This window comes from Streptomyces ruber, from assembly GCF_014648075.1.
In the GTDB taxonomy this organism is placed as follows: Bacteria; Actinomycetota; Actinomycetes; order Streptomycetales; family Streptomycetaceae; genus Streptomyces; species Streptomyces ruber.
This window is the reverse complement of the sequence record NZ_BMQK01000025.1, coordinates 1-10,905: the sequence shown is the minus strand read 5'-3', so window position 1 is coordinate 10,905 and position 10,905 is coordinate 1. Positions and strand designations below refer to the sequence as shown.

Here is a 10,905-nt window from a genome sequence, read left to right as displayed (position 1 = left end):
CAGGCCGCGCACATTGAGGACGAAAGCTTCCACTCGTGAGTGAGACAACGCAGGACGGCAAGGTCGCGGTGACCGACCGACCGTCACCCGACGACGGGATGACCGCGGCCGAACTGGCCGCCAAGTACGGGCTTTCGGTCAGCGGCGCCCGGCCCGGGCTCGTCGAGTACGTCCGCCAGCTGTGGGGGCGGCGCCACTTCATCGTCGCCTTCTCCCAGGCCAAGCTCACCGCCCAGTACAGCCAGGCCAAGCTCGGCCAGCTGTGGCAGGTGGCGACGCCGCTGCTGAACGCGTTGGTGTACTTCCTCATCTTCGGCCTCATCCTGAACGCCGACCGGGGCCTGTCGCGCGAGGTGTACATCCCGTTCCTGGTCACGGGTGTCTTCGTGTTCACCTTCACGCAGAGCTCGGTGATGGCCGGTGTGCGCGCCGTCTCCGGCAACCTCGGGCTGGTGCGCGCGCTGCACTTCCCGCGTGCCTCGCTGCCCATCTCCTTCGCGCTGCAGCAGCTCCAGCAACTGCTGTTCTCGATGATCGTGCTCTTCGTCGTCGCGATCGGGTTCGGCAGCTACCCGAGCCTGTCCTGGCTGCTGATCGTGCCCGTGCTGGTGCTGCAGTTCCTGTTCAACACGGGCCTGGCGCTGATCTTCGCCCGGGCCGGCGCCAAGACCCCCGACCTGGCGCAGCTGATGCCGTTCGTGATGCGCACGTGGATGTACGCGTCCGGCGTGATGTTCTCCATCCGCGCCATGCTGGCCGACCACCCGGCCTGGATCGCCGACGTCCTGCAGTGGAACCCGGCCGCGGTCTACATGGACCTGATGCGCTTCGCGCTGATCGACGGGTACGGCTCCGAGCACCTGCCCCCGCACGTGTGGGCGGTGGCGTGCGGCTGGGCGGTCGTGGTCGCGTTCGGCGGTTTCGTGTACTTCTGGAAGGCGGAGGAGAGGTACGGCCGTGGCTGAGGCACGTGTTCCCACCGTCATCGCGGACGAGCTGCACATCGTCTACCGCGTCAACGGCGCCAGGACCGGCAAGGGCAGCGCCACCGCCGCCCTGAGCCGCATACTCAGGCGGGGCTCCGACGACGCGAAGCGCGGGGTGCGCAAGGTGCACGCCGTCAAGGGCGTCTCCTTCACCGCCTACCGCGGCGAGGCCATCGGCCTGATCGGCTCCAACGGCTCCGGCAAGTCCACCCTGCTGCGCGCCATCGCCGGCCTGCTGCCCGCGGAGAGCGGCCGGGTCTACACCAACGGCCAGCCCTCCCTGCTGGGTGTGAACGCGGCCCTGATGAACGACCTCACCGGTGAGCGCAACGTCATCCTGGGCGGCCTCGCGATGGGCATGTCCCGTGAGCAGATCAGGGACCGTTACCAGGAGATCGTCGACTTCTCCGGCATCAACGAGAAGGGCGACTTCATCACGCTGCCGATGCGCACCTACTCCTCGGGCATGGCGGCGCGGCTGCGGTTCTCCATCGCGGCCGCCAAGGACCACGACGTCCTGATGATCGACGAGGCCCTCGCCACCGGTGACCGCTCCTTCCAGAAGCGCTCCGAGGACCGCATCCGCGAACTGCGCAAGAAGGCCGGTTCGGTCTTCCTGGTCAGCCACAACAACAAGTCGATCCGCGACACCTGCGACCGCGTCCTGTGGCTGGAGCGCGGTGAGCTGCGGATGGACGGGCCGACCGACGAGGTGCTCAAGGAGTACGAGAAGTTCACGGGCAAGTAGGGCCCGGTCCGCGAAGACCCGGCCGGCTGCCGCCGCCCTCCGGGGCCCGGCCTCGCCGTCCACGTCCCGACCTCGCCGTCCACGTCCCGACCTCGCCGTCCACGTCCCGACCTCGCCGTCCACGTCCCGACCTCGCCGTCCACGTCCCGGCCCCGCCGGACATGCTCCGGTGCGGTCGGGATGTTCTGTGAAGGAAGAGACCCACGGGAACCCTGGGACGGATCGGTGAGTTCTCGTGATGCGCGGGACACCCCGGCGGAGCGCGGCGCGCTGTACAACGTAAGCTGTACCGGTGCCGAATCGCGGCAAGTGGGTCCATAATGCGCGACACCCGGCACTGCCGTGCCGAGCAGACGTGGGCGGCGTGTCCGAAATAGTGTGAAATGCGTCGTCAGTGTAGAACGGGAGATGTGACGGCAATGGCTACGGAGACTCCCCACCTCCACGACGTGCGCGCCGTCCCCGCGTCGGGTGGCGAGCGGTGACGGAACCCGCGACGGCGCGCCCGGGCGGCCCGGAGCAGGGCACCCTTGCCAAGGCGGCCGCCGAGAACTTCCCCGTGGCCCCGTTCTTCCTGCCCAGGGCCTGGCGCGACGACCTCATGGCCGTCTACGGCTTCGCCCGGCTCGTCGACGACATCGGCGACGGCGACCTCGCCCCCGGCGGTGCCGACGCCCGGCTGCTCGGGGTGGCGCCCGGGGAGGCCGAGGACCGCCTCGTCCTGCTCGACGCCTTCGAGGCCGACCTGCGCCGCGTGTTCGACGGCACGCCGCGCCATCCGCTGCTGCGCCGGCTCCAGCCGACCGTGCGCCGCCGCTCCCTCGGTCCCGAGCCGTTCCTCGGCCTGATCGCCGCGAACCGCCAGGACCAGCTCGTCGCGCGCTACGAGACGTACGACGACCTCCTCGCCTACTGCGAGCTGTCCGCCAATCCCGTCGGCCGGCTCGTGCTCGGCATCACCGGTACCGCGACGCCCGAACGCGTCCGCCGCTCGGACGCCGTCTGCACCGCGCTGCAGATCGTCGAGCACCTGCAGGACGTCGCCGAGGACCTCGGCCGCGACCGCGTCTACCTGCCCGCCGAGGACATGAAGCGCTTCCATGTCCAGGAGGCGGATCTCGCCGTCCCCACGGCGGGCGCGTCGGTCCGCGCGCTGGTCGCCTACGAGGCGGAGCGCGCCCGTGACCTGCTCGATGAAGGCATTCCCCTCGTGGGCAGCGTCCACGGCAGGCTGCGACTGCTCCTCGCGGGGTTCGTCGCGGGGGGACGGGCGGCGGTCCACGCGATCGCCGCCGCCGATTACGACGTACTTCCCGGCCCGCCCAAGCCCGGCAAGCTCCGGTTGCTGCATGAGGTGGGCGTGACTCTGCGAGGAGAGGGGTGATCCGAACCGTGGAGTCGGAAGCACTCGTGTCCGCACCGGTACTCGCCGCCTACAGCTACTGCGAGACCGTCACCGGACAGCAGGCCCGTAACTTCGCCTACGGCATCAGGCTGCTGCCGACGGCCAAGCGGCGCGCCATGTCGGCGGTCTACGCGTTCTCACGGCGCGTCGACGACATCGGTGACGGCACGCTCGGGCCCGAGGTGAAGGAGGCCCGCCTGGAGGACACCCGTGGCCTGCTGGCCCGGGTCCGCGACGGGGAGGTCGACGAGGACGACACCGATCCGGTGGCGGTCGCCCTCGCGCACGCGAGCCGGCAGTTCCCGATCCCGCTCGGCGGCCTCGACGAGCTCATCGACGGCGTCCTGATGGACGTGCGCGGCGAGACCTACGAGACGTGGGACGACCTGAAGCGGTACTGCCGCTGTGTCGCGGGTGCCATCGGGCGGGTCTCGCTCGGCGTGTTCGGCACGGAACCCGGCGCGCGCGGCGCCGAACGCGCGGCCGAGTACGCCGACACGCTGGGGCTCGCGCTCCAGCTCACCAACATCCTGCGGGACCTGCGCGAGGACGCCGAGGGCGGGCGCACCTACCTGCCCGCCGACGACCTCGCCAAGTTCGGCTGCTCCGCCGGTTTCGCCGGGCCCGTCCCGCCGTCCGACTCCGACTTCGCGGGCCTCGTCCACTTCGAGGTGCGCCGGGCACGCGCCCTCTTCGCCGAGGGCTACCAGCTGCTGCCCATGCTCGACCGGCGCAGCGGCGCCTGCGTCGCCGCCATGGCCGGCATCTACCGCCGTCTGCTCGACCGCATCGAGCGCGAACCCGAGGCCGTGCTGCGCGGCCGGGTCTCCCTGCCCGGGCGCGAGAAGGCGTACGTCGCCGTGCGCGGCCTGTCCGGGCTCGACGCCCGGCACGTGTCCCGCCGGGCCGACAGGAGGCGCACGTGATGGGGAATACCGGCAATACCGGCCATGCCGGCAGTGTGGACAATGCGGTCCAGGGTGGCTCCATCGGCGACAAGCGGTACGCAACCCTCCGCCCGTGCGCCGCGTCCCCGACGGCGACGGCCCGCCGTGCACCGGCCGGGCAGCACGGCCCGGCCGCGGGGGAGGGCACCCGATGAGCGACGGCACACGGTCCGAGGCCGGGCGCACGGCCGTCGTGGTCGGCGGCGGGCTGGCCGGCGTGACCGCGGCGCTGTCACTGGCCGACGCGGGAGTGGCGGTCACCCTGCTGGAGGGACGGCCGCGGCTCGGCGGACTCGCCTTCTCCTTCCGGCGCGGCGAACTCACCGTCGACAACGGACAACACGTCTACCTGCGCTGCTGCACCGCCTACCGCTGGTTCCTCGACCGGATCGGCGGGGCCGCGCTCGCACCGCTGCAGGATCGTCTCGACGTGCCCGTCCTCGACGCCGCCGGCCGGCCGGGACGGCGGCTCGGACGGCTGCGCCGCGACGCCCTGCCCGTACCGCTGCACCTCGGGCGCTCCCTCGCCACGTACCCGCACCTGTCGCTCGCCGAGCGCGCCGGGGTCGGCCGCGCGGCGCTCGCGCTCAAGGGACTCGACCTCGCGGATCCCGCGCTCGACGACCGGGACTTCGGCGGCTGGCTGGCCGAACACGGCCAGTCGCCGCGTGCCGTCGAGGCGCTGTGGGACCTGGTGGGCGTCGCCACCCTCAACGCGGTCGCGGGGGACGCCTCCCTCGCGCTCGCCGCGATGGTGTTCAGGACCGGGCTGCTGTCCGACCCGGGCGCGGCCGACATCGGCTGGGCCCACGTCCCGCTGGGCGACCTGCACGACGGGCTCGCCCGCCGGGCGCTCGACGCGGCGGGCGTCCGTACCGCCCTGCGGACCCGCGTCACCTCCGTCACTCCTGCGCCGGACGGGCGGTGGTCGGTCGGGACGTCGGGCGAGCGCCTCGACGCGGACGCGGTCGTGCTCGCCGTACCCCAGCGCGAGACGCACGGACTGCTGCCCCGGGGCGCGCTCGAGCACCCGGAGCGGCTGCTGGACATCGGCACCGCGCCCATCCTCAACGTCCACGTCGTGTACGACCGGAAGGTGCTGAACCGGCCGTTCTTCGCGGCGCTGGGCAGCCCCGTGCAGTGGGTGTTCGACCGGACCGAGGCCTCCGGGCTGCGGACGGGCCAGTACCTGGCGCTGTCCCAGTCGGCCGCGCAGGACGAGATCGACACGCCCGTCGCCGAGCTGCGCGAGCGCTACCTGCCGGAGCTGGAACGGCTGCTGCCGGGCGCGCGCGGAGCCGTCGTCGAGGACTTCTTCGTCACCAGGGAGCGCACGGCCACGTTCGCCCCCGCACCCGGCGTCGGACGGCTGCGGCCCGGCGCCCGTACCAGGGTTCCCGGCCTCTACCTGGCCGGAGCGTGGACCGCCACGGGGTGGCCCGCGACCATGGAGGGTGCGGTCCGCAGCGGCATCGGCGCGGCGTCCGCCGCGCTGGCCGCCCTGGACCGGCCCCGCGACCACCTCTTCGACTTCGACGAGGCGGCCGGCCGTACCCTCCCGGGGGACGGGCCCCGGACGTCCGGCCGGGCACCCGAGACGGCCGGTGTCTCCCCGAGAGGCGGACTCCGGTGAAGGCCGGGACGCGCGCGGCGGACCCCCGCACCCCCCACACAGCAACAAGAGGAGAGACTGTGCCCACTGTGCCCCCGGCCCCGACGGCCGCTCGAGAGACCGCGGTCGACGTGACCGCGCTCCTGGAGCGCGGTCGGACCCTGGCCACGCCGGTGCTGCGGGCGGCCGTCGACCGTCTGGCGCCGCCCATGGACACCGTCGCCGCCTACCACTTCGGCTGGATCGACGCCGCGGGCAACCCCGCCGAGGGCGACGGCGGCAAGGCCGTGCGGCCCGCGCTCGCCGTGCTGTCCGCCGAGGTCACCGGGGCCGCACCGGAGACCGGCGTGCCCGGCGCGGTCGCGGTCGAACTGGTGCACAACTTCTCCCTGCTGCACGACGACCTGATGGACGGCGACGAGCAGCGCCGGCACCGCGACACCGTGTGGAAGGTGCACGGCCCCGCCCAGGCCATCCTGGTCGGCGACGCGCTCATGGCGCTGGCCAACGAGGTGCTGCTGGAGCTCGGCACCGTGGCGGCCGGCCGCGCCACCCGGCGGCTGACCACCGCCACCCGCGCCCTCATCGACGGCCAGGCCCAGGACATCTCCTACGAGCACCGCGACCGCGTCAGCGTCGAGGAGTGCCTGGAGATGGAGGGCAACAAGACCGGCGCCCTGCTCGCCTGCGCCTCCTCCATCGGCGCGGTCCTCGGCGGCGCCGACGACGCCACGGCCGACGCGCTGGAGCGCTACGGCTACCACCTCGGCCTCGCCTTCCAGGCCGTGGACGACCTGCTGGGCATCTGGGGCGACCCGGAGTCCACCGGCAAGCAGACCTGGAGCGACCTGCGCCAGCGCAAGAAGTCCCTGCCGGTCGTGGCCGCGCTCGCGGCGGGCGGCCCGGCCTCCGGGCGGCTCGGCGAGATCCTCGCCGCCGACGCCGGAAGCAGCGACTTCGAGAACTTCTCCGAGGAGGAGTTCGCCGCCCGCGCCGCCCTCATCGAGGAGGCCGGCGGCCGGGAGTGGACCGCCGAGGAGGCGCGCCGCCAGCACCGGGTCGCCCTCGACGCCCTGGACACGGTGTCCATGCCGGACAGGGTGAGGGACCGGTTCGTGGCCCTGGCCGACTTCGTCGTCGTACGGAAGAGATGACCACTCCCGCGTCAGCGCTGATCATGATCGGTCGAATAAGCCTCGCATAGTCGCCGGCCGGTGCCCCCCGGACGTCTCGGCCCCGCCCGGGCGGGGGGCTCCCCAGCACTTCAGCACCGGCCGACGGCGGACCCGCAAGCAGAGACACCACCTGCACGAAGGGGAAGCCATGACAGCGACGACCGGCGGAAGTGCCGGGGCCCTGCCGCCCCGGACCGCCTCGGCCAGCGACACCGACAGCGACACCCCCGCGGCGGCGGGGGGCCCGGACGCCGCCGTCCGCGCGATGCGGCGCGCCACCGACTTCCTGCTCGCGCGCCAGGACGCCGAGGGCTGGTGGAAGGGCGACCTGGAGACCAACGTCACCATGGACGCCGAGGACCTGCTGCTCCGTCAGTTCCTCGGCATCCGGGACGAGGAGACCACACGCGCGGCCGCCCTGTTCATCCGCGGCGAGCAGCGCGAGGACGGCACCTGGGCGACCTTCCACGGCGGGCCCGGGGAGCTCTCCACCACCATCGAGGCGTACGTCGCGCTGCGCCTGGCCGGGGACGCCCCGGACGCGCCGCACATGGCACGGGCGGCGCAGTGGGTCCGCGCCCAGGGCGGCATCGCGGCCGCACGCGTGTTCACCCGGATCTGGCTCGCCCTGTTCGGCTGGTGGAAGTGGGAGGACCTGCCCGAACTTCCGCCGGAGGTGATCTGGCTGCCGAAGTGGGTGCCCCTCAACATCTACGACTTCGGGTGCTGGGCACGGCAGACGATAGTGCCGCTCACGATCGTCTCGGCGCAGCGGCCGGTGCGGCCCGCGCCCTTCCCGCTGCGGGAACTGCACACGGACTCGGACCGGCCGCGCCCGGCCCGGCGCCGCCTACCGCCGGCCGGCTGGGGAGGAGCCTTCCAGCAGCTCGACCGGCTCCTGCACGGCTACCACCGGGTGGCGCCGCGATGGCTGCGCCGGGCCGCCATGAACACCGCCGCGCGCTGGATCATCGAGCGGCAGGAGAACGACGGCTGCTGGGGCGGCATCCAGCCGCCGGCCGTGTACTCGCTCATCGCCCTGCACCTGCTCGGCTACGACCTCGAGCACCCCGTGATGCGCGCGGGCCTCGCCTCCCTCGACCGGTTCGCGGTGTGGCGCGAGGACGGCTCCCGGATGATCGAGGCCTGTCAGTCACCCGTGTGGGACACCTGCCTCGCCACCATCGCACTGGCCGACGCCGGACTGCCCGCCGACCACCCGCAGCTGGTGCGGGCCGCGGACTGGATGCTCGGCGAGGAGATCGTCCGGCCCGGCGACTGGGCGGTGCGCACCAAGCGGCTGGCGCCCGGCGGCTGGGCGTTCGAGTTCCACAACGACAACTACCCCGACATCGACGACACCGCCGAGGTGGTGCTGGCCCTGCGCCGCGTGCGGCACCCCGATCCCGAGCGGACGGACCGGGCGGTCGCGCGCGCGGTGCGCTGGACCCTCGGCATGCGGTCCAGGGACGGCGCCTGGGCCGCCTTCGACGTCGACAACACGAGCCCCTTCCCCAACCGGCTGCCGTTCTGCGACTTCGGCGAGGTCATCGACCCGCCCTCCGCCGACGTCACCGCCCACGTGGTGGAGATGCTCGCCGTCGAGGGCCTCGCGCACGATCCGCACACCCGCCGCGGCGTCGAGTGGCTGCTCGCCGCCCAGGAGCCGAACGGCTCGTGGTTCGGGCGCTGGGGCGTCAACCACGTCTACGGCACCGGATCGGTGGTGCCCGCGCTGACCGCCGCCGGGCTGCCCGCCGCGCACCCCGCGATCCGCCGGGCCGTGGCCTGGCTGCAGACCGTGCAGAACGACGACGGCGGCTGGGGCGAGGACCTGCGCTCCTACCGCGAGGAGCAGTGGATCGGGCGCGGCGCCTCCACCGCCTCCCAGACCGCGTGGGCCCTGATCGCGCTGCTGGCCGCCGGCGAGCGGGAGTCGAAGGCCGTGGAGCGCGGCGTCGAGTGGCTCGCGGGCACCCAGCGCGAGGACGGCTCCTGGGACGAGCCGTACTTCACCGGCACCGGTTTCCCCTGGGACTTCTCGATCAACTACCACCTCTACCGGCAGGTCTTCCCGCTCACCGCGCTCGGCCGGTACGTCCACGGCGATCCGTACCGCGACAGGACGGCCGCACCGCCCCAGGGGAGCTGACGTGGACGGCCCGCCCCCCGCGGTCCCGCTGCTGGTCGTCTGTGCGCTCGGCGTCGAGCGGCTCGCCCTGCGGGGCGGCGGTGGCGGTGACGCCGCCGGTCCGGTCACCCTGCTGCGCACCGGCATGGGGCCGCGGGCGGCCGGGCGTGCGGTCTCCCGGGCGCTCGGCGACCCGGCGCTGCGCGGCGCGGCGGTCCTCGTCACCGGGTTCTGCGCCGGGCTCGCGCCGGGCATGCGCCCCGGTGACCCGGTGGTCGCCACGGAGACCCGCGCCCCGGACGGCGCCGTTACGCCATGTGCGCGGACCGGCCCGCTGGCCGGCAAACTGCGCCGGGCCGTACCGGGCCGCACCGTCCACACGGGGCCGCTCGCCGGTTCCGACCACGTCGTACGCGGTCAGGAGCGGTCCGCGCTGCTCAGAACCGGCGCGATCGCGGTCGACATGGAATCCGCCGTCACACTCCAGTGCGCGGTCCGCGCGGGCGCACACCCGGTTGCGGCCGTCCGGGTGGTCGTGGACGCTCCAGAACATGAACTGGTCCGGATAGGCACGGTGCGCGGTGGAATATCAGCTTTCCGCGTCCTTCGTTCCGTCCTGCCCGCTTGTCTCGAATGGCACCGTTCCTTGCTCCCCAGGAGGTGAGCCAGATGGCCATGCCGCTCCGCCAGTCCCTCAAGGTGGCGACCTACCTCGCCGAACAGAAGCTCCGCGGGCGGGACAAGTTCCCGCTCATCGTCGAACTGGAACCGCTCTTCGCCTGCAACCTGAAGTGCGAGGGCTGCGGCAAGATCCAGCACCCCGCGGGCGTGCTCAAGCAGCGCATGCCCGTCGCCCAGGCCGTGGGCGCCGTGCTGGAGTCGGGCGCCCCGATGGTGTCGATCGCCGGCGGCGAGCCCCTGATGCACCCGCAGATCGACGAGATCGCGCGTCAGCTCGTGGCCCGGAAGAAATACGTCTTCCTCTGCACCAACGCGCTCCTGCTGCGCAAGAAGATGGACCTGTTCCGGCCCTCGCCGTACTTCGCCTTCGCCGTGCACATCGACGGACTGCGCGAGCGGCACGACGAGTCCGTGGCCAAGGAAGGCGTGTTCGACGAGGCGGTGGAGGCCATCAAGGAGGCCAAGGCGCGCGGCTTCCGGGTCACCACCAACTCCACCTTCTTCAACACCGACACCCCGCAGACCGTCGTCGAGGTGCTCGACTACCTGAACGACGACCTCCGGGTCGACGAGATGATGATCTCGCCCGCCTACGCCTACGAGAAGGCACCCGACCAGGAGCACTTCCTCGGCGTGGAGCAGACCCGCGAACTGTTCCGGAAGGCCTTCGCGGGCGGCAACCGGCGCCGCTGGCGGCTCAACCACTCGCCGCTGTTCCTCGACTTCCTGGAGGGGAAGGTCGACTTCCCGTGCACGGCCTGGGCCATCCCCAACTACTCGCTCTTCGGCTGGCAGCGGCCCTGCTACCTGATGAGCGACGGCTACGTGTCCACCTACCGGGAACTGATCGAGGACACCGACTGGGAGTCCTACGGCCGCGGCAAGGACCCGCGCTGCGCCAACTGCATGGCGCACTGCGGCTACGAGCCCACCGCCGTCCTGGCCACCATGGGCTCCCTGAAGGAGTCCCTGCGCGCGATGCGCGAGACGGTCACCGGAGGCCACGGCCCGGGCAAACGGGTACCGGAGGAATCGCGGGTGACGTCATGACGGCCGTCGCCCTGGGCGTTCCGGGCATGCCGCCCCGCCCGCTCGCGAAACGCCGCGTCTCGCGGCGTATCCAGGTCGGCTCCGTGGCGGTGGGCGGGGACGCGCCCGTTTCGGTCCAGTCGATGACCACGACGCGTACGTCGGACATCGGTGCGACGCTGCAGCAGATC

The 10,905-nt window shown here is 72.7% G+C and carries 11 protein-coding genes; all 11 read left to right on the top strand.

What is annotated here, in order from left to right; translation table 11 throughout:
• Positions 1–35 precede the first annotated feature (35 nt).
• Positions 36–965 (top strand): ABC transporter permease, encoded by a 930-nt coding sequence (locus tag IEZ04_RS31915; RefSeq protein ID WP_189220473.1) that lies wholly within the window; start codon positions 36–38, stop codon positions 963–965.
• Positions 958–1,734: an ABC transporter ATP-binding protein gene (locus tag IEZ04_RS31910; RefSeq protein WP_189220472.1), complete on the top strand. Its 777-nt coding sequence runs from the start codon at positions 958–960 to the stop codon at positions 1,732–1,734. The genes IEZ04_RS31915 and IEZ04_RS31910 overlap by 8 nt, the downstream gene beginning before the upstream one ends.
• Positions 1,735–2,215: 481 nt before the next feature.
• A complete protein-coding gene (gene hpnC / locus IEZ04_RS31905) occupies positions 2,216–3,118 on the top strand; it encodes a squalene synthase HpnC (RefSeq protein ID WP_189220471.1) in 903 nt (300 codons plus the stop codon).
• Positions 3,115–4,065 (top strand): presqualene diphosphate synthase HpnD, encoded by a 951-nt coding sequence (gene hpnD, locus IEZ04_RS31900; protein ID WP_189220470.1) that lies wholly within the window; start codon positions 3,115–3,117, stop codon positions 4,063–4,065. Before hpnC ends, hpnD begins: the two co-directional genes overlap by 4 nt.
• Positions 4,065–4,241: a DUF6380 family protein gene (locus IEZ04_RS36115; RefSeq protein ID WP_373296392.1), complete on the top strand. Its 177-nt coding sequence runs from the start codon at positions 4,065–4,067 to the stop codon at positions 4,239–4,241. Before hpnD ends, IEZ04_RS36115 begins: the two co-directional genes overlap by 1 nt.
• Positions 4,238–5,719, top strand: a complete 1,482-nt coding sequence (hpnE, locus tag IEZ04_RS31895) for a hydroxysqualene dehydroxylase HpnE (protein WP_189220469.1) — start codon at positions 4,238–4,240, stop codon at positions 5,717–5,719. Before IEZ04_RS36115 ends, hpnE begins: the two co-directional genes overlap by 4 nt.
• A complete protein-coding gene (locus tag IEZ04_RS31890; protein ID WP_189220468.1) occupies positions 5,716–6,852 on the top strand; it encodes a polyprenyl synthetase family protein in 1,137 nt (378 codons plus the stop codon). The genes hpnE and IEZ04_RS31890 overlap by 4 nt, the downstream gene beginning before the upstream one ends.
• A 169-nt stretch (positions 6,853–7,021) precedes the next feature.
• The gene (shc, locus tag IEZ04_RS31885; protein ID WP_189220467.1) at positions 7,022–9,025 is read left to right on the top strand and encodes a squalene--hopene cyclase; all 2,004 of its coding nucleotides are present in this window, start codon (positions 7,022–7,024) and stop codon (positions 9,023–9,025) included.
• Position 9,026: 1 nt separating this feature from the next.
• Positions 9,027–9,668 (top strand): 5'-methylthioadenosine/S-adenosylhomocysteine nucleosidase family protein, encoded by a 642-nt coding sequence (locus IEZ04_RS31880; RefSeq protein WP_189220466.1) that lies wholly within the window; start codon positions 9,027–9,029, stop codon positions 9,666–9,668.
• 5 nt (positions 9,669–9,673) lie between these two features.
• A complete protein-coding gene (gene hpnH, locus IEZ04_RS31875; RefSeq protein WP_189220465.1) occupies positions 9,674–10,735 on the top strand; it encodes an adenosyl-hopene transferase HpnH in 1,062 nt (353 codons plus the stop codon).
• The coding region (locus IEZ04_RS31870; protein WP_189220464.1) for a flavodoxin-dependent (E)-4-hydroxy-3-methylbut-2-enyl-diphosphate synthase at positions 10,732–10,905 on the top strand (174 nt) is incomplete at its 3' end. The genes hpnH and IEZ04_RS31870, both read left to right, overlap by 4 nt.